General features: G+C 37.8%; 22 protein-coding genes, 1 tRNA gene and 1 other annotated feature. Of the genes, 8 read left to right on the forward strand and 15 right to left on the reverse strand.

All coding sequences use genetic code 11. The annotated features are described in order from the left end of the window. Positions 1–35 precede the first annotated feature (35 nt). From FD16_RS02070 to rplU, 4 genes are all read right to left on the reverse strand, one after another. Positions 36–1,103, reverse strand: coding sequence for a M24 family metallopeptidase (locus FD16_RS02070; protein ID WP_010622076.1), 1,068 nt, complete (start codon positions 1,101–1,103; stop codon positions 36–38). 73 nt (positions 1,104–1,176) lie between these two features. Further along, positions 1,177–1,458, reverse strand: coding sequence for a 50S ribosomal protein L27 (gene rpmA, locus FD16_RS02075; protein WP_029508358.1), 282 nt, complete (start codon positions 1,456–1,458; stop codon positions 1,177–1,179). Positions 1,459–1,484: 26 nt separating this feature from the next. After that, a complete protein-coding gene (locus FD16_RS02080) occupies positions 1,485–1,811 on the reverse strand; it encodes a ribosomal-processing cysteine protease Prp (protein WP_010622074.1) in 327 nt (108 codons plus the stop codon). A gap of 14 nt (positions 1,812–1,825) precedes the next feature. Next, positions 1,826–2,134 carry a 50S ribosomal protein L21 gene (rplU, locus tag FD16_RS02085; RefSeq protein ID WP_010622073.1) on the reverse strand — a complete coding sequence of 103 codons (309 nt, stop codon included), beginning with the start codon at positions 2,132–2,134 and terminating at the stop codon, positions 1,826–1,828. Between the two features lie 16 nt (positions 2,135–2,150). After that, positions 2,151–2,222, reverse strand: a sequence feature (ribosomal protein L21 leader region). Between the two features lie 287 nt (positions 2,223–2,509). On the opposite strand from rplU, the gene FD16_RS02090 reads away from it, so the two are divergent. After that, complete coding sequence (locus FD16_RS02090; RefSeq protein WP_010622072.1) at positions 2,510–3,175, forward strand: GIY-YIG nuclease family protein; 666 nt, start codon at positions 2,510–2,512, stop codon at positions 3,173–3,175. A 57-nt stretch (positions 3,176–3,232) separates the two neighbouring features. On the opposite strand, the gene FD16_RS02095 is transcribed toward FD16_RS02090, so the two are convergent. After that, complete coding sequence (locus tag FD16_RS02095; RefSeq protein ID WP_010622071.1) at positions 3,233–3,601, reverse strand: hypothetical protein; 369 nt, start codon at positions 3,599–3,601, stop codon at positions 3,233–3,235. A 225-nt stretch (positions 3,602–3,826) separates the two neighbouring features. Here FD16_RS02095 and FD16_RS02100 point away from each other — a divergent pair. Further along, positions 3,827–3,900: transfer RNA gene (locus FD16_RS02100), tRNA-Arg, on the forward strand. 289 nt (positions 3,901–4,189) lie between these two features. Beyond that, positions 4,190–4,831, forward strand: coding sequence for a TetR/AcrR family transcriptional regulator (locus FD16_RS02105; protein ID WP_010622070.1), 642 nt, complete (start codon positions 4,190–4,192; stop codon positions 4,829–4,831). A 44-nt stretch (positions 4,832–4,875) separates the two neighbouring features. On the opposite strand, the gene FD16_RS02110 is transcribed toward FD16_RS02105, so the two are convergent. Beyond that, positions 4,876–5,325 (reverse strand): universal stress protein, encoded by a 450-nt coding sequence (locus FD16_RS02110; RefSeq protein ID WP_010622069.1) that lies wholly within the window; start codon positions 5,323–5,325, stop codon positions 4,876–4,878. 263 nt (positions 5,326–5,588) lie between these two features. On the opposite strand from FD16_RS02110, the gene FD16_RS02115 reads away from it, so the two are divergent. The 3 genes from FD16_RS02115 to FD16_RS13230 all read left to right on the forward strand — a co-directional run bounded on the left by FD16_RS02115 (position 5,589) and on the right by FD16_RS13230 (position 9,064). Beyond that, entirely contained in the window at positions 5,589–8,315 is a 2,727-nt protein-coding gene (locus FD16_RS02115; protein WP_082603532.1) for an HAD-IC family P-type ATPase, read from the forward strand. A 99-nt stretch (positions 8,316–8,414) separates the two neighbouring features. Continuing rightward, a complete protein-coding gene (locus tag FD16_RS02120; RefSeq protein WP_010622066.1) occupies positions 8,415–8,828 on the forward strand; it encodes an ion channel in 414 nt (137 codons plus the stop codon). 104 nt (positions 8,829–8,932) lie between these two features. Beyond that, the gene (locus FD16_RS13230) at positions 8,933–9,064 is read left to right on the forward strand and encodes a hypothetical protein (RefSeq protein WP_268869683.1); all 132 of its coding nucleotides are present in this window, start codon (positions 8,933–8,935) and stop codon (positions 9,062–9,064) included. 166 nt (positions 9,065–9,230) lie between these two features. Here the strand turns inward: FD16_RS13230 and FD16_RS02125 are convergent, their stop codons facing one another. From FD16_RS02125 to FD16_RS02145, 5 genes are all read right to left on the reverse strand, one after another. Further along, entirely contained in the window at positions 9,231–9,770 is a 540-nt protein-coding gene (locus tag FD16_RS02125; RefSeq protein ID WP_010622065.1) for a dUTPase, read from the reverse strand. Between the two features lie 15 nt (positions 9,771–9,785). Beyond that, entirely contained in the window at positions 9,786–10,730 is a 945-nt protein-coding gene (locus FD16_RS02130; RefSeq protein ID WP_010622064.1) for a hypothetical protein, read from the reverse strand. Continuing rightward, positions 10,723–11,604: a hypothetical protein gene (locus FD16_RS02135; protein WP_010622063.1), complete on the reverse strand. Its 882-nt coding sequence runs from the start codon at positions 11,602–11,604 to the stop codon at positions 10,723–10,725. Before FD16_RS02135 ends, FD16_RS02130 begins: the two co-directional genes overlap by 8 nt. A 314-nt stretch (positions 11,605–11,918) precedes the next feature. Then, entirely contained in the window at positions 11,919–12,782 is an 864-nt protein-coding gene (locus FD16_RS02140) for an aldo/keto reductase (RefSeq protein WP_010622062.1), read from the reverse strand. Between the two features lie 13 nt (positions 12,783–12,795). Next, positions 12,796–13,665, reverse strand: coding sequence for an aldo/keto reductase (locus tag FD16_RS02145; RefSeq protein ID WP_010622061.1), 870 nt, complete (start codon positions 13,663–13,665; stop codon positions 12,796–12,798). A gap of 115 nt (positions 13,666–13,780) precedes the next feature. On the opposite strand from FD16_RS02145, the gene FD16_RS02150 reads away from it, so the two are divergent. Further along, on the forward strand, positions 13,781–14,641 hold the full coding sequence (locus tag FD16_RS02150; protein WP_010622060.1) for a LysR family transcriptional regulator: 861 nt from the start codon (positions 13,781–13,783) through the stop codon (positions 14,639–14,641). 202 nt (positions 14,642–14,843) lie between these two features. Here FD16_RS02150 and FD16_RS02155 read toward each other — a convergent pair whose 3' ends face one another. Next, positions 14,844–15,413, reverse strand: coding sequence for a UbiX family flavin prenyltransferase (locus tag FD16_RS02155; protein WP_029508356.1), 570 nt, complete (start codon positions 15,411–15,413; stop codon positions 14,844–14,846). Between the two features lie 15 nt (positions 15,414–15,428). Continuing rightward, positions 15,429–16,904: a UbiD family decarboxylase gene (locus tag FD16_RS02160; protein ID WP_010622058.1), complete on the reverse strand. Its 1,476-nt coding sequence runs from the start codon at positions 16,902–16,904 to the stop codon at positions 15,429–15,431. Positions 16,905–17,013: 109 nt separating this feature from the next. On the opposite strand from FD16_RS02160, the gene FD16_RS02165 reads away from it, so the two are divergent. Further along, the gene (locus FD16_RS02165) at positions 17,014–17,928 is read left to right on the forward strand and encodes a LysR family transcriptional regulator (RefSeq protein WP_353424436.1); all 915 of its coding nucleotides are present in this window, start codon (positions 17,014–17,016) and stop codon (positions 17,926–17,928) included. 17 nt (positions 17,929–17,945) lie between these two features. On the opposite strand, the gene FD16_RS02170 is transcribed toward FD16_RS02165, so the two are convergent. Then, complete coding sequence (locus FD16_RS02170; RefSeq protein ID WP_010622056.1) at positions 17,946–18,950, reverse strand: aldo/keto reductase; 1,005 nt, start codon at positions 18,948–18,950, stop codon at positions 17,946–17,948. A gap of 24 nt (positions 18,951–18,974) precedes the next feature. Next, positions 18,975–19,316: a cyclophilin-like fold protein gene (locus FD16_RS02175; RefSeq protein ID WP_010622055.1), complete on the reverse strand. Its 342-nt coding sequence runs from the start codon at positions 19,314–19,316 to the stop codon at positions 18,975–18,977. Positions 19,317–19,420 lie beyond the last annotated feature (104 nt).

Genomic DNA, 19,420 nt, shown 5'->3' on the forward strand with positions numbered 1-19,420 from the left:
TATTTTGCAATAAATAATGTGAAATTGCAACCAATCTACAAAATAATTAGATTATCTGGTGCGTTCGATATTTGCTGTGCTGCCCCATCTGTAATCAAAATATCATCTTCAACTCGAATTCCACCTTCACCGGGTAAATAAATTCCCGGTTCAACAGTCACGACTTGATTAGTTTTCAAAGTGTCCTTTGTGAGAGTACCATAACTAGTGGGAATTTCATGAACTTCTAAGCCGATTCCATGGCCCATACCATGATTGAAATATTGCCCATAACCGGCATCATTAATAATATCTCGTCCAACTTTATCCAGTGACTTGCCGACTATTCCGTTTGATGCCGCATTGATTACGGCTTCACGAGCCTGATACACAATTTGGTACAACTGGTTAAATTTAGCTGATTGATTTCCGAGCATAATTGTTCTGGTTAGATCGGCCGTATAGCCATCTACAAAGTATCCAAAATCAATAATAATCGGTTCACCGACCGTAATTTGTTTTTTAGTTGACAGCGCATGAGGTTTAGCAGCATTGGCACCACTAGCGACGATAGTATCAAACGAAGCTTTTGTAGCGCCGTTTCTTTTCATCCACCAATCTAGCATATTAGCAATATCGACTTCTGTCATACCTGGTTTAATGGTTTCACAAATATAGTCAAAACCTTTTTGATTCAATTCTGCCGCGTTTTTTAACTTCTTAATTTCAGACGGATCTTTGATTGATCGTTTGTCTTCAATAAAGTTATCTATCGGTACAATATCTGCATCAAATGTTTCATCAAGTAAATCGTAAATCTTATATGAAATATTTGATTCAATTCCAAGGACACTAATATTTAGTTTATGACAAAGACGGTTTACTTCACCGTAATAGTCTCTAGTAATACACCCAACAGTTCCAGATATATTAGATTCAGTTACGGCTTCTTCGTACCGATCATCGGTGATCAGGTACCCCTTTTGACTGTAAATCAGTAAGCAACCATCTCCCTGAATTAACTTAAAACCAGTAAGATAGTATATATTAACTGAGTCAGTAACCAAAAATGCATCTAAGTACGCACTTTCAATATCTTTTTGTAGATTTTCAACTCGTTGCATCAAAGATTCACCACTTTTTTGCAAAATTAAGGACCGTAGCAAAACATTGGTTTTGCTACGGTCCTCATAATTTCTATTGGGCCACAGGGTAAACTGAAACCTTACGCTTGTCACGTCCAAGACGTTCGAATTTAACGACGCCATCAACTTTGGCAAACAGGGTATCATCACTACCACGACCAACATTTTCACCTGGGTTAATGTGAGTACCGCGTTGACGATACAAAATTGATCCTGCTGTTACAGTAGAGCCATCAGCTGCCTTTGTACCAAGACGACGACCAGCTGAGTCACGACCGTTGGCAGTAGATCCGCCCCCTTTATGGTGTGAGAAGAATTGTAGATCCATAATCATCATTCATTCACCTCCGAATAAAAAAGTTATTGAGTTTTTAGCTTTAAAGTTAAGTTTTTTGGATAGCTCTCTGCCATATCGGCAATACCGTTGTAGAAAGTTTCCAAAAGAATTTGAGTATCATGCTGTGACGACAGTTTATCAACTTTCATCAAGCCACCATTATCTTCATCGATAATAACTTGAGGATTGTCGTTTGCAATATCTTTTAAACCATTAATAATGGTAATTGATAATCCAGAAACCGCTGCACAGACTATATCTTGCCCGTATGGACCAGATTCAGCATGTCCAGTAATCGAAAAACTACTGAAATTACTGTTCTGATCCTGAAAAAATATTGCCTTAATCATGGTATTTTCTCAAATTAAGCGTTGATCGTGTCGATCATAACCTTGGTGTATGGTTGACGATGACCTTGCTTGCTGTGTTGATGCTTCTTTGGCTTGTACTTGAAAGTAACAACCTTACGTTCCTTGCCCTGCTTTTCAACAGTTCCTGAAACAGTTGCACCATCAACAGTTGGAGTACCAATCTTGGTTGAGTCACCACCAACGAAAACCACTTGGTCAAAAGTAACCTTTTCACCAGCATCTGCTGCAAGCTTTTCAACGTAGATAGCCTTACCAGCCTCTACCTTGTATTGCTTGCCGCCAGTTGCAATAATTGCATACATAATATTGTGCACCTCCCTAATATCTAAGACTCGCCGTACAAGTAGCATTATATGCTTTAGACTTGTTTGCGTGCGGTTGTAGTTGTAGGTTCACAAATACAACAGACATATGTTATCAGAAACGACATCGTTCGTCAAACTATTATCAAAAATTATTTGCCGTTTGTTAATTAATAAGCGCTCTATCAGAACTTAATGCGGCACAATTATAAGTTACCTAGTTCAAGTTTTTGTCTTAACTATCCTGTTGACACCCAGTTTCGATCGATTTGTGAAAGTTTCTAATGAATCAGTACTTTTAAGGCACGCTACATAATAGTATACTTTTTACGTAATTGATATAAATTATCGTTTTATTTCGGGAGGAAAAATACGATGGCACAGGATAATGGATATGTTTATGCACTAGAAAATAAATCATTCCCAGGATACATCAAAATTGGGCAGACAAGTAACTTGTCCAGACGGCTAGCAGAATTCAACGATACGGGTATCCCAGATGGTAAACCGACATTGCTGTTATTTGCCGTTAAAATTCAAAACTACAAAAAAGCTGAACACTTGCTACATAAGGCACTGTCAGATAAACGTGAAAGTTCTTCGAAAGAATTTTTCAAAGCTACATATAATCAAACGAAGGAAGCGTTTGACCTGCTCACCTTTAATGACAATTTAGCTGAGTGGATTCGCCCAGAAAAGTATAATTCTCAAATTACGGGCAAAGAGTATAAGGTTGTCCAAAGGAAAACTGGTTCTCGGCCAAATCGCACATTCAAATATTTGAGCATACCTGCAGGTGCGACACTTACTTTTAAGGAAGATCCTTCAATCAAGGTTACAGTATTGGATGGTAAAAACCATGTTCTTTGTAGATGTGGGCAAAAGCACACATTATCACGTGCAGCTATCTGCTGTTACGATTACTATCATCAGCTGCCTGAGGATCAGTGTGGGCATGACCGTAATGGATTTGCTTGGTTCAAGTATAATAATATTCTGGTATCAAATATGAAACCAATGGTTAATGAAGAACTTGGTTAAATATAAACTTAGGAGCGGTCAGAAAATTTTCTGGCCGCTCCTATAGCTTATATTCACTTAGTTTACAGATGAACTGGTAACTTCGAGATTATCTTCAATAAATTGTTGTTTCCAAGTATCCAAATTTTTTAATACCTGTTGTTTGTAATCATTTTTTTGTTGATCCGTCATCTCGTAGGTTGGAAACCAGCTGGTAAACTCATCTGTATACAATTGACACATCTGTTTGTCAAAAAGATAGCAAATTGCCAGATATCGTGCATTATGAGGCTTTTGTAAATAGTCCATTACTTGATCCGTTTTATCACTCAGCCTATCACAAACAGCTGTAATCTTTTTTGAATTATTAACGAGCTCAGGCACCGCTTTTTTAGCAATGTTTACATACTCGTTGATTTGTTTTATCAAATAATCCTTTGTATCCATCTTAGTTGCTCCTTATGCGTTGACACTGTGAAATAACTATTTAATAAGAGAAACGTTGATTAAATTCTAGTCCTATTTGTGTGTTAAATCCAAAAAATATTTGCAAAAAGATGGTAATGGTTAAAGTGACTCATATATGATTATTAATCAAACACAGTTTTCCGTATGTATCACAATAAATAGAATTGACATTATGAACTATTATCAATATAATGATTAAGGTTTGGAGCGCTAGCTCAGCTGGATAGAGCATTCGCCTTCTAAGCGAACGGTCGTGAGTTCGAACCTCACGCGCTTCATAAATGGTACGTATGAGATCCCTAGATGATGTTTAACAACACATCTAGGGATTTTTTTATAATCAATCTTTGCAAGTTAGATGCGATTTTTTTTGCTGATACCTTAAAAACCTTAAACAAACGCTGTTAAATTGGCAATTATTCATAGTGATGAGCACTAGTAAAACATTTGTACAACAATTTTAATTTAAATGTCTTTTAATTTCCTTGACGTAGCGCTTACATTTAGATTATACTCGACACAACATTAATATTTGACAATTTAGTTTGTTGTTTAGGGGTTGTGAATATGGCGAATAGTAAAACTGATCCAAGAGTTATCAAAACGCGAAATAACCTAAAAAAAGCGTTAGTTCAGTTGATGAAACAATACAAAGTGGAAAATATCAGCGTTCAAAAGATCACCGAAAAGGCATCTATTACTCGCGGAACGTTCTATTTGCATTATAAGGACAAACAGGATTTTATTGAACGGTCATTGAGCGAAATTCTAGATGACTTCTTTGACGCAGTCATGATTGATGGTGCAAATTATTTGCCATCGATTAATAGTGACGAGCGAATTCATGTGTTTTCTCAACAACGTGCATTTAAATATATTGAAAATGAAGCGGAAACATTTGATGTTCTAATCAATAATCAAGAAAACGAACCATTTTTCGATCGATTGAATGCTCGCCTCACAGACTATTTGCAAAAATTCCACACACAAATTGGAGACCAGTTCACCGACATTGGTGTCCCAGTTAACCTTGAAATTTCGTTTATTGTATCCGCTGAATTAGGCCTGATTAAGAATTGGCTAAAAGATGGCATGATTTATACTCCTCGATACATGACTCAAAGCATTGATAAAATTTTTGGACAAATCAAGTGTGATGGAGTTTTCTTTACTGATTTCTTTGTTGATGAAAGTAAAAGTGATTTTTGATAAAAAATAATAAATGGAGCCGCAAAATTTTGCGACTCCTTTTTTTATTTAACAATTATGACATCACATTTAGCATTGTTCATAATATAGCTGGCAGTTGAACCAATAAAAACTCGTTCCATCCGTGATTGACCTGTCGCCCCTATGACAATCGCATCAATGTTTTCGTCCTTCGGTAAGTTTTCAGCAAGCTCGAGTTTGTGATCACCTGTATAAACCTTTGTCTTATAAGGTATACCGGCTTCTTTAACCTCTGCTACAAACTTATCCATTGTTGCCGATGCGTTTGCCATTAGATCATCGCGTAAATTTGGAGCCATTACATAATTACCCGTGTTACTGATTGCCATTGCAATTGCCCTGTTGTCCACCACTGTGACCAGTAATAGTGATGCGTCCAGTGCTTGTGCTAAATCAATTGCTCGGTGAAGTGCATTGAGAGCCTGATCAGATCCATCGATACCGACAAGGATCTTTTTATATCTGGTAACCATAGATATATCCTCCTTTAAAAATGCGTGCGCCTAAACAACTTTGCTACAAAATTATTATAACGTTATTTTTTTATAGTAGTCAAAAGATATAGGTTATTGTTTTCGAGATTGGTACGCGATACTAGCGCTTTACAATTTAACTATGATATAATTTTTATTACTGAAGATGGTACACAAATTAATGAAAAGGCTGTGATTAAATTGTCCGTGCTTAGCCCCCGCACACATACCTATTAAAAACACTAAGGAGCTAAAAATTAACTATGATAGATGACGACCCACATATATGTAAAACGCCCAATAATTGGTGGAAATTAGATGCACAGCAACTTGCTAAAGATTATAGTACTGACATTGAAGCTGGTTTAACTAACGAAGAGGTAGATGATCGATTAAATCAGTATGGTCATAATGAATTAAAAGTAAAAAAAACCTCCAATTTTATCTGCTTTATCAAGCAGTTTAATAACAGTATTATTTACATTTTGGCGGCGGCTGCAATTACAACGCTACTAATGCATCGTTATTCAGACTCAATTGTTATCGGGCTGGTAATCATTGTCAACGCAATCATTGGTTATGTGCAGGAAAAACAAGCTGATGATGCGCTAACCAAAATTAGCGAATTATTAATTTCTAAAAACTTCGTAATTCGTGATGGTGACAAGCTTGAGATTGATTCAAGAGATATCGTTATTGGTGATCTAGTTAATCTTGAAGCTGGTGACGCCGTACCAGCAGATATTCGATTGATTTCGGCAGATAATTTTACCGTCCAAGAATCGTCGTTAACTGGTGAATCGGTTGCTGTGGATAAGACTGAGGAGCCAATTCAATCAGATAAGCTGGCCATTACTGATCAACATAATATGGTGTTTGCGTCAACGATGGTCACTACTGGATCGGCCCTGGGTATCGTGGTTGCAACCGCGGGTGACACTCAAATCGGCCACATTCAACAGTCAGTTCGTGATGTAAAACAACAAGCAACTCCATTGATGAAAAATTTGAATAGTTTAGGTTTTGGTCTGTCTGTAGCTATTTTAATTGTAGCATTTGCCCTGTTCTTCCTTGGCTGGGTTACTCGCGTTTATAGCTTGCCAACTTTGTTAATTGCAATTGTGACAATGGTAGTTGGTTCAATGCCGGAAGGGTTACCTGCTAGTACTTCAGTGGTCCTTGCAATGGGAACACGGAAAATGACGAAGCAAAATGTGATTGTTAAAACACTCCCTGCCGTTGAAACCTTGGGTGCGGTTGACATTGTTAACACCGACAAGACTGGTACATTAACTAAAAATGAGATGACGGTGACCGAAATTGTTACCCCATCAAATAACTACACTGTGACAGGTGTTGGTTATGGTGATGATGAGACTGGCAAAGTTGCCGGTGAATTACAGTTAGATGGTAACTCATTTGATGCCCATAAAGACGAGGCACTTCAATGGCTAATTGATATTGCTGGTCAGACTACGGATGCTGAACTTCATCTAGAAGATGGAAGATGGGAAATGACTGGTGAGCCAACCGATGGTGCACTCACAACGATGTACTACAAGTTAACTGGTAGCCATCCGGAGACGGAACCAATCGATTCACTGCCGTTTGATTCAGCGATTAGGTTCTCCGCACGATTGGTGGATTGGCATGGTAATAATGTTCTTATGCTTAAGGGATCCCCTGCTACAATTATGCAAAAGGCAACTGATAATGGTGTCAAGATTGACCAAGAGTATTGGGACCGAGAAATGAGTGCAATCACGAAGCAAGGAATGCGAGTTGTTGCTTTAGCTTATCAAGAGGTTGAACAAAATGTTCAGTCTATCGAGGACATCACCATTGGCGCCCAGATGCATTTCGTCGGAATGGTCGGTATGATTGATCCTCCTCGGACAGAAGTTAAGGATTCAATTCGTCAACTTCGTCAGGCCGGTGTTAAGGTTAAAATGATTACTGGTGATCATCCAGACACGGCAGCGGCCATTGCTGAACAACTTGATCTTGATGAGACGATAAAGTCAATTACTGGTCCAGAAATTGATGATATGTCGGACGAAGAATTGAAGGCACACATTGATCAGTACAATGTCTTTGCTAGAACCACGCCGCTCAACAAACTTAGAATTGTTAATGCTCAACAGGCTAATGGTCACGTAATTTCTATGACTGGTGACGGTGTAAATGATGCCCCCGCTCTTAAGCAAGCAGATATTGGTGTTGCGATGGGAACTAAGGGTACCGAAGTTGCCAAGCAGTCTGCAGATATGGTGCTAGTTAACGATCGCTTTACGGATATTGTTGCCGCGGTTCGTGAAGGTCGCCACGTTTTCGATAATATTAATAAGACAATTCGGTTTCTTTTACCAACCAGTTTTGCCGAAGGCATGATTGTTGTCTACAGTATTCTGATGGGACAAACGATGCCCCTTTACCCTACTCAATTGCTATGGATTAACATGGTATCGGCATTAACAATTCAGTTTGCGTTCATTTTTGAACCTCCAGAAAAAGGAATTATGTTACGCGGCCCTAGGGACGTTAAATCTGGGATTATGTCAAAAATGGATGTGGTTGAAGCCGTGTATGTTTCTCTGTTGATATCAGGGCTAGGAATGATTGCATACGATTTCTTCTCAAATATGGGGATGTCACATGTCGTCGGAAGTACGATGACGTTAAACATTATTATCTTTGGGAAGATATTCTACCTGTTTAATATTCGTAACTCGTTTCCTGCAATTTCAAAGTACTTTTTCCAAAATAAGATGGCTTTTTATATCATCGGTATTTTGATAGTACTTCAGATGGGAATCATATACTTACCGTTCATGCACAGCATATTCCACACAACAAGTATTGACCTAGTATATGGCTGGATTATCCCAATTATTGCGGGAATAATTGTGTTGTTTGTCACCGAATGTGTTAAGTTATTACGGATTCAGTATCGTAAAACCAGAGGAAAAAAATCACAGCAGTTTAACTAATTAAAAGTAATTCCTTACAAAGAGGAATTACTTTTTTTACTGCAATAATTAAGTTATAATTTATATAAGCAATAATTAATGTGAAAGTGGTGATGTATTATGAAACGTAAAATAGTTAAATTTTTTAGAACTGATGGATTTATCTACTTAATTTACGTTTATATAATCGCGTTAATTGGCGCATCGATTACTTTTTCAATTGCTGAAAAAGTCAGTTTGCCGACCGCATTTTGGTGGGGCATCGTTACTACCACGACGGTCGGATATGGAGACATATCCCCTGCTACTCCGATCGGTAAAATAGCTGCCGTAGTTTTAATGTTTGTAGGAATATCTTTTATTGGAATGCTTGCTAGTGCAATTACCACATACTTTGGCAGCAACAACTTGAACCAAAGTGAAAATGAAATTATCGATCAAATTGAAAATTTGAAGCAAGAAAATAAAAGACTAATGGTCAAAATTGATCAACTTAACGACAAGATATCGGACAGTTTAAAAAACAAATCTTAAGCAATGGTAAAGCTTGTCCCATAGACTTCCTTAAGCTCTTGCATATTATTACATTTATATTACCATTGTAATGTAAAGTAAATTTTGTTTAGGAGGGATTATTTATGGGTCCATTTTTAGTAATCGTTTTGTTATTATTGTTTGTAGCTGGATGGCAATTTTATTCAAATAATTCCGCAAAAAAACAAAGTGGTAAACACTTTGCCGACGAACCATTTCATGACCGCAAGGCATAATAACAGCCATTTTTATAAGTTTATTCAATTCGATCATCTTTGCATGATCGATTTTTTTGTTTTAAAAAAGATGTTTAATTTTTTAGGTTAAACATCTTTTATTTCTTAGTAAATTATTACAAAATGACTCAAACAAGATTAACTGATTTGAGTCATTTTGTATCTGTTAGTAATCGTTTGCTTGACGATCTTCGTTGATTTTGTATTTTTCAAAATACTCATTCATAATCTCATCTTCCGAGAACTTGAAGTCGACTAATCCCATTTTTAAAAATAGCCGCCATGCGTGACGCAAATCATCCTGACGATTGTCAAAGTAACTGTTATACAGCATGTGTTTAATTGCCAAGTATTCCTTGTTAAGTTCTGTTTCTTTTGATTCTTTGAGTTTTTCAATGCCCTCACGATCCAATACAACTTGGTGAGCCCATTGACGTTTGGCACTGTATAGTAGCATAAAATCCAGTGCGTCAACATATTCTGTTAATAATGTTTCTCGCTGTGTTTTACCTGGATCATTTTTCCCACGGTGCGTCTTCCAAACTTTAAACCATTCTGAGGTATTTGCAATTTCTGCTAGTTCAACGTCTAAGGAAACAAACACATTTTCTAGGCTTTTCTTAGCTGACATGGCAATTTCACGGTCTTCAGCAATTTGATGATCTAAACGGATTGAATACTGTAGTAACTTTGTAATATCTAACATCAAAAATCTCCTAAACTAGTCTGCAAAGATTAACGGATCGGACTTAACTTCCAATTCATCTCGGTTATCTAGGTACCATTCACGAATTAACGGATAACGTACCAGTAAATCAAAGAATGATACCGCCTGGCGCTTGTCATCAACTTTAAAAGCCCAGTACTGAATCTGTGATGAACTAGGTGTCACACCCAGCTCAAGTGCAGTGTCAGAGTCAAGCTGCAAGCGCGCACCTATACGATCAGATAGGTTAACTAACATGTAGTCCGTTTCTGCAGTGTTAACAAATAGCTTATCAATGATAGTTAGTTGCAGACCGGTGTTTTCCAAGTAGTACTCTGTATCATTGGAAGCTCCTAAGATACCGAAATCAACGCTGAAGCCGAAATCTTGTTTTAAGTAGTGAGTAAAGGCAATTAATGGATAGACTGCTTGCTCAATTACTTCTTCATCAACACCTTGGTTTTGGGCCAATTCAATGACAAACAAGTTAACCAGCGCCTTGTTGTTAAATCTGAGCATCCGTCTTTGCAAGTTAATATAAAACAGTTTTTGTTTAGTAATCTCTTCAACAAAAAAGGCGCCACCGTTCTCGCTACGTTCCAAGGAAAAACTAAACTTAGCCTGACCAAGGATTGGCATTAAAACGGAACTCAGATTTTTATTTCCAGCATCAAACGAAACTGATAATTCCTTACGATCATGCATTTCAAGTAAGCGACCCATAAACAGTAAGTAGTAATCCTGTGGTTTATATTGATGCTGAAACTTGACGAACTCTGTGTCGACGCTCAGTTCAGCCAGCTGGGCCGCTGCATCGAGTAACTCTTCGTTATCCTGGGTGTCGACTAACTGATCAATTAACGTGACATATTTTTTGCCTAGTTCAAGGCCCTCTTTAACATTTGCGCTAAATGAATGCAGTTGCGAAGCCGTGGACATCGATTCTTCTTCACTAGTCACGATCTTCCACCTGCTTTCCGTTTGATAGTGTGTTCAGGTAGTCTGCATACAAATTACGGTTTGCCGATTCGAAATCATCAAAATTACCGAAAGTATCAATAATACTCTTTTGTTCGTAACTCAAAATCGTATTCTCTTTTGATAGTGCAAGGACACGAGATTCATTGTCCTTGATTGTTTTAAGAGCGTCACGTGCCTGCTGGTCTTGGTCTTCTAGCTGACTTAATTGATCAACAAGATCCTGTCTTGCTTCTTTTTGTTTGCCAGATTCCCATGGCATGCCGGTTCTTGTTGACACATCTTTTAGCTGACCTTGCAGTTCATCCTTTTGATTCTCACGTTCTTTTTGATTGTCAATTAAGCTCTGCAGGTAGTCATTTTCTTTTGAAATTTCCTCAATTTTACCGCTGTTAAATCGTTTATTTTCTTTAGCAAGTTGAAATGATTGAGTAAGCTTATCATATTCTGTTTGATTAAAAACGAAACGAATATTTAGAACATCAAGTTCGCCAAACTCACGACGATCCCACCAGTTACCAAAGTAAATCTTAAAATGACCGCGTTGATATTCCTCATAATAAAAGAACGGATAAGTTTTACCCAAGAACTTGATCATGTTTGCGCTAAGATAGTTGCTTAACTCATCGGACAGGTTATCAACTAAGTTAACGATTCCTAAGTCATTTTCTTCGTTTTCACGATGCTCAATTGCTGATGAATAACGTTGGTTATCCAGCAAAGAGAATATTTGTTGATCATCGTGATCCGCCACGGCTTGTTGTAATTTTTGTAAGTATGTAATCTTTATTGATATCTGTTCATCAATAATACTGTTGGCACTTTTTTGATCATCATGATCTACTTCATTTGTCATAGTCATTCTCCCCATAAATCAGATTCATACATATATATTACCTAATTTTAACAATAGTTTAAAGTACTCACACCTGTAACATTAATTTTTTAATGAAATGATATACTTTTGGTCTTGTTTTATTCTAACAAGACCAAAAAAATTGGTATAAAAGTCATTATTGTCTATAGGTGTGCCCAAATAAGTAATTTAGTGCTGTAATTTATCTAGTCTAAACATGCAACAAAAAGTCTTCCAAGAGTAAATCCGAAAATGATTTACTCTTGGAAGACTTTTGTTTTGAAATTAAAACATCTTTTTACACCATTTTATGATTAATCATTTGCATGAACGTCAAACGCTGATAATAACATATTTGCGACCCCTGGTGCATCAGGATCATGCTGTCCTTTGCCTGTATCTAGCTCACGTAATTTATCAATTTCTTCTTGATTTAATTCGAAATCGAAAATGTTTAGATTACTCTTAATTCGATTCTCATGAACTGATTTGGGAAAAATAATAATCCCTTCCTGATTTTCGAATCGAAGGATGATTTGACCAGCATCTTTGTGGTACTTAACGGCCAAATCTTGAATCAACGGTTCAGTTAATAAGCTTTGATTACCCTGACCTAGAGGTGCCCATGCTTCTAACTTTACGTTGTCCTTTGTCATTATCTGGCGAATTTCATGTTGTTGAAAATATGGATTGAATTCTACTTGATTGACTGCAGGTTTAGTATCAAATTGTGGAACAAATTGATTCCAAATTTTAGGTGTCATGTTAGATACACCAATTGATTTAATTTTACCAGCTTGCTTAGCACTTTCCATGGCCTTCCAAGCGCCCAAGACATCCCCATAAGGTTGGTGAATTAAATATAGATCAATGTATTCGAGCCCTAACTTATTAAGAGAGCGATCAATTGCAGTTGAGGCTGCTTGTTCCCCATAGTCTTGAAGCCACAACTTGCTAGTAACCCAAATCTGGTCTCTTGGAATGTTACTATCTTTGATTGCTCGTCCAACCTCTGCTTCATTGAAATATGCAACCGCGGTATCAATGTGACGATATCCTAATTCTAAGGCTTTTTTAACTGCCTGATATGTTGAACCATCGTTAGGGATTTGAAATGTACCAAAACCAATTGCTGGAATTTGATTACCATCATTTAATGTGATTGTTGGTGTTGTCATTATGAATTTCTACTTACTTTTTTAACTGCTTTAAACTTGAACCGAAAATTTGTTCAATGGTGATTGGATCTCGATGGTCAAAAAATTGGCTTTCATGTCTATCGAGTTCGGCGATTGTGTTCATTTCCGCATCTGACAGTTCAAAGTCAAAAACGTTTAGATTTTCAACCATTCGGTTTCGATGCACGGACTTAGGAATAACCGTAATATTACGTTGAAGTAACCAGCGTAGGATGATATTGCCAGTTGATTTGCCATATTTATCGGCAATCTTTTGGATCTCCATATTTGAAAAAATACCATGCTTGCCTTCTGCAAAGGGTGCCCATGCTTCAACGCGAACATCTTCACTTTGATTGAAAGCAACTTCAGCCGTTTGTTGGTACCAGGGATTTACCTCGATTTGGTTAATGACCGGCTTGACGTCCATAGTTAGTTCTAGATTCTTTAACTGGTCCGCATAAAAATTAGACACACCGATCGATCGAATCTTTCCGGCTTGCTGTGCTTCTTCGAGCGCACGCCAAGCGCCCATTGTGTCACCATATGGTTGATGAAGAAGGTAAAGATCCATATAATCGAGATTTAATTTTTGCAGGGAAGCGTCAATTCCCTTTTTGGCACGATCATAGGTGAAGTCAGATACCCATAGTTTAGATGTTAAAAAGATGTCATCCCTCTTAACACTACTATTATTAATTGCACGACCCACTGCTTCCTCATTTTGGTACGCACTGGCAGTATCGATTAATCGGTACCCAGCTTCTAAAGCATTTGTTACAGCAACTTCGGCTTCTTGCAAATCAGGAACTTGGAAAACTCCAAATCCTAATTGTGGCATTGAATTACCATCATTTAACTTGGTTTCTGGAATGTTTGTCATTATGAAATACCTCTCTCCTTCAGTTATTGGTAACATCATACAATCGAATAGCCTACTTGAAAATTACTATTGATGAATGCTAGTATACGCATAACGTATGCTAGGAGATGATGATATGATTGACGAGTACTTACTTCAAGAATTGGTAGCTTTTCAACAAACTGGGACATTAGCAGCAACTGCGCATCAGTTAAACGTTACCCAACCAACAATTACTAGAGGAATGCAGAAACTGGAAAATGATCTTGGTGTAAAGTTATTCAAACGATATCCAAATCGAATTGAACTAACCCAAACTGGTCAATTAGCCGCTATAGAAGCAAATAAGCTTTTGAATGATAGTCAATTATTTGTAAAAAAAATTCGTAATTTTGATCTCCGTCAACGAAACTATCGAATTGGATCATCAATTCCAGGGCCCTTGTTAGCGATGCAGAACCAAGAATTTTCTGAACCGGTCTCATTAGAAACACAATTACAGCAAACTGATCACATTAGTGAATTATTGAATAACAATGAATTTTCAATTATTTTTTCGAATCAAGAATTACAAACAGATGAAATTGAATCCTTGTACGTTGGTACGGAAAGCTTGGCCGTTAATATCGATAAATTTATGTACCAAGCTAATCAATCCACTGTCACTTTTAAAGAACTTCGCGGGCTTAGTTTCGTGGTACTGGGCGATATTGGACCCTGGCGTCAGGTTATTCAAGATGAAATTCCTGATGCTACTTTCATGTATCAAGCGCGGCAAAATGCAATGAAGCAATTAACTACCTATTCTAATTTTCCCTACTTCACTACGAACATCACTAACACTGATCTGGCTAATGATGAGACTGAAAATGATCGAATAATGATTCCAATCAGTGATAGTGCTGCACACATGCCCATTTTTGCCAATTATTTAAAAACAAACAAAAGAAGTCTTAGATCACTCATCAACGAAATTCGTAGTATTTTACCCAACTAAAAAGACTCGAACAAAAGTTACAATTGATCTATAAACAGTACTAAAACAGACTAATTTAATTATTTAATTTGGCTAGTCTAAACGTGCAAAAAGCGATTGCTTCTGGCCACGTAGGCCCCCAAAGATTAAAATCAAAAATTCGGGATTTTAATCTTTGGGGGCCTACGTTCTGGAAGCAAAACGCCTTTTTTCGCTCTTTTTTCTAATCGCCGTCCCAACGTTTATCATAGTCATTTGTAATATGCAATGAATCTAGAATTTTCATTGTTTGATGATCAATAAGATCCTGAATTGATGCTGGATGATTATAAAATGCCGGAATTGGCGGAATAATTTGTGCGCCAATTTTTGCTAATTTAGTCAAGTTTTCAAGATGAATCACGCTTAACGGTGATTCGCGAGGAACAATGATCAACTTGCGTTGTTCTTTGATTGTGACATCCGCTGCTCTGCCAATTAAGTTATCCGCAAACCCGTACGCGATGCCAGCAACCGTCTTCATGCTTGCAGGTACGATGATCATTCCGTCATGTAAGAATGAACCACTGGCAATTTTGGCGCCCTGATCACTGTTACTGTACACATAATCGGCTAATTCACTGATCTCTTGGAAAGAATAGTCGGTTTCAAGAGCAAGATTTTTCTTTGCCCACGTGCTTAAAACCAGGTGTGTTTCAATATCTGGCATGTCGTGCATTTTTTTTAGCAGATCGATGGCATAAATTGTTCCTGACGCTCCTGTCACTCCAATCACAATTCGCTTCATTGTCATAATCCTCCCTACCAATTACTTCAAATATTTTTCCCAATCAGGGACTTCCATGAACTGAGCCCGCTCGAACTGATCTTTCATATCAAATGGGACTGTTCCATCGATCACTAGTTTTGATGACATACCACGAACCCGGATTGACTTTGGATCGTACTCTGGCCGTTCTGATGGATCCAGGGGATGATTTCTCATGCCGGATAAAATCATTAAATCTTGATCGGCTTGGAAACGGGTATTCATCGTCCAAATCACATCGTTCATATCAAATATATCCACGTCTTCGTCAACTAAAATAACCGTCTTTAATTCCTTGAATGCTGAAAATGCTAGTAACGCTGCTTGACGTTGAATACCTTCATCGGCCTCATTATCCTTATGAATTTGCATAATGGTCATCAACTTACCACCGCCTGCAGGTGGATTATAAACGTTTTTAACTTTGCCTGGGATTGCACGGTCGACTAATTGTAGAATGCTGGCTTCAGTCGGAATACCCGCCATGCTGACATGCTCTTCACTTGGACCAATGACACTCTGCATGATTGGATCATTTTTTCGGTGAGTCACCGCGGTTACTTTAATCACTTGAAGTGCTGGATTAGCGTCTCCATCATACCCAGGAAATTCTGGCATTGCTTTACCAGTATGGGTATTAATGTCTTCTTGAATTCGTTCGTTAGGCATAATATATCCTTCAAGCGTATATTCAGAACGGGCGATGGCATTTTCATCAACGGTTAGTCCCTTAACTAAATCGACAGGTTGTTGACGAATGGCACCAGCAACACCTAGCTCGTTGTATCCGAATGGTGTTGTTGGTGGCTCAAATGTTGCACCAATGGTAACTGCCGGATCGAGCCCAATATTGATAGTAATTGGCATTGGTTTATTGGCCTTTTCGTATTCTTCGGCAAACGCACCAATATGACGACCACCTGGCATAATATAAATGCCAATCTTGTCTTTATCTTCTAACACCATTCTATGAATAGTGACGTCACTCTTTGACTTATCCAAACTGGATCCAAGTACTACCCCAATTGTGATGTATGGTCCAGCGTCTTGAGGTGTATTAGTTGGTGCTGCCACCAATTTACGGATATCAAAATCAGCATCTTCAGCTCGATGCACAACTTCATGGGCAGGTGCATCCTTTTCTTCGACCATTGTGGGCCAAACAGGATTTGAAACAGCATCGTTCAAGTATTTACCTAGTGTTTTATAATCGGTGTGGAAAATTTTTCCAACTCTTTTACGACTAGCCATTAGCCCTGTTAAAACTCGGACGCCAGGAAATCCTTTGACATTATTAAACATCATCGCGGGACCTTCCTTAGTTGGCCGCTGCACGGTACCACCTGCACCGATATAGCGATAAACGCCGGATAATTCAGCAACGGGATCAATTTCTACATCGGTTTCGTGATACTGAGTATCATCGTTTTTGATTTCATCAAGTACTTCTCGTAGATCATATTTCTTTTCAGTCATAATCAAAACCTCCATTACTTGTTTACAATGGTTATTTTAAGTTATTTAGCCATTGCTAACAAATCGTGTTTAGACTAACATTATTCCTAAATGGAATAATAAAATGGAGATGACTAAGTTGACAATTGACGATCTCAAAAGCTTTGTTAAATTGAACGAAGTAATGAATGTGTCCGATACTGCAATTCAATTATCGATGACGCAGTCTGCCCTTTCAAAAAGAATTCAGGCTATGGAAAAAGAACTCGGTTCACAGTTAATCTCAACTAAAAATAAACGCCACCTAGTAATTACAGAAAGTGGAGACGTCCTTTACCGGTATGCGCAGACTATTTTGACACAGTTTGGTCTGATGGAAGACGAATTGGAGCAGTACCGTGAATTAAAAAAGGGAACTCTGCGAATTGGTAGTATTCCAGTGATGTCTCAGTTTGGACTGATGCAGATTATTGATGAATTTATGACAAAGTTTCCGCAAATAAATATTAGTCTTGAGGAAACCGAAGGAGAACAGTTACTTACTCAATTAAGATCCGATAATTTTGATTTAGGAATTATCAGAGACGTTCAATCTAACTTACTAAACCGCTCTCAATATGAATTTATTGATTTAGATACGGATGAATTGAAAGTAGTTTTGCCTGTGTCGCATTCTTTGGCAAAGGAAAAATCTTTGACGATTAATCAACTAGTTGATTCAGATATTGCTACCCTTCAACCAGGTTCCGGGATCTATGAGATTGTTAATGAACTATTTAATGAAGCAGGCCACACCCCGAATATCAGATTTACATCTACCCATATTGAAACACTGATTAAAGTGGTGGCTAATGCTAATCGTGCAACTTTTTTGTTTAATAACTCAATCAAGGATTTACCCCGTGATCAGTTTGTAATTTTACCATTTACCAAGCCAATCTATAGTAATCTACAAGTCGTTTATCACCATGGCAACCTATCACAAGCCGGTAAGCGGTTCGTGGATTTTTTAATAAACTCCAAAACAAAAACGACCAGTGATTAGACTGGCCGTTTCAATTACTATTTTTTCTCGTCGATTAAAATTGTACCCGGATTAGGGTTTTGTTTAATGGCGCCAATAATTTCATGTGGCGTGTAAAGTTCCTCAAGATAAGCCACATCATCTTTGGTCAATGAAACATCAAGTGCCGCTACCGCATCATCAAGATGTTTAGCTTTAGTGGATCCGACAATTGGGGATGTAACCCCTTTTGCCCACTGCCAAGCAAGTGCAATCTGTGACATGTTGACATTGTACTTTTTGGCCACTTCGTTAACACGTTCAACAATTCCCAGATCCTGCTGTTCGGCTAAGTCGTACTTTCCCATCGCTACACGGTCGGTTTTGCTACGCATTGTATCAGTTTTCCAGCCTAAATGACTGAGGTGCCCTGCAGCAAGTGGACTGTATGGCATTAAAGAAACATTCATTTGTTGACAGATTGGAATTAGTTCTCGTTCGTCTTCTCGGTACAACAAATTATAGTGGTTTTCCATTGTTTGGAACTGTGCCCAACCATTATCCTTAGCTGCCTGTTGCATATTATAGAATTGATAGCCGTACATTGCTGATGCACCAATTGCGCGAACTTTTCCAGATTTAACTAGGCCGTTCAAAGCCGCCATGGTTTCTTCAATCGGTGTGTCATAATCAAAACGATGGATGATATAAAGATCCAGATAATCTGTGCCTAACCGATTTAAAGTTCCCTCAATTTCTCTTTCAATGGCCTGTTTGGATAGCCTACCTTCATTGAAGTACACCTTAGATGCAATTACCACATCGTCACGTTTTACGTTATTTTTGAGTGCCTTGCCGAGGTACTCTTCGCTGGTGCCCTGTGAATATGTGTTGGCAGTATCGAAAAAATTAATATTTAGATCCAATGCGTGCTTAATGACCTTCTCACTGTCTGAGTAGTTCAGGGACCAATCATGCATGGTCCCGGGTTCACCGAAGCTCATTACACCAACGCATATCTGTGAAACTTTAATATTAGCATTTCCTAGAGTAGCGTATTTCATGTTCAAACCTTCTTTTTATAATTATTAAAAAATATTTGCCTTAATCTGCTTGGTATTACCAAATTTTTCGGTTAAATCAGTTTCAAATTCACCTAAGTAAATCATTTTATAGGGTGCAATATTGGTGTTTGCTAATTGAAATGAAAGTACATTCCATTCTTGATAGTAGTATATTCCACCCAAATGAACGTTAGACGTTTCTAATTCTTCGGACAAATCCAAATTTTGAGGAAGTTTTGCATAATATTCAATGTTCTCACGACGGGTTAATTCAACTTTCAATGGCAACATAGTTGTGAGAGAATCCATCGTTTTACTTGGCTGCATGTGCAATATAAATGGCAATTCTTCAATGCTAACTTTCATATTGACCTCCTTAATAATAACGTTTACAGATATAGTGTAACCCTTTTAGTGCACTTTAATGCAAGTACTTAAATTTAGTGGTTTTTAATTTAAGAAAACTAGGG

Source organism: Paucilactobacillus suebicus DSM 5007 = KCTC 3549 (genome assembly GCF_001434475.1).
Classification (GTDB): domain Bacteria; phylum Bacillota; class Bacilli; order Lactobacillales; family Lactobacillaceae; genus Paucilactobacillus; species Paucilactobacillus suebicus.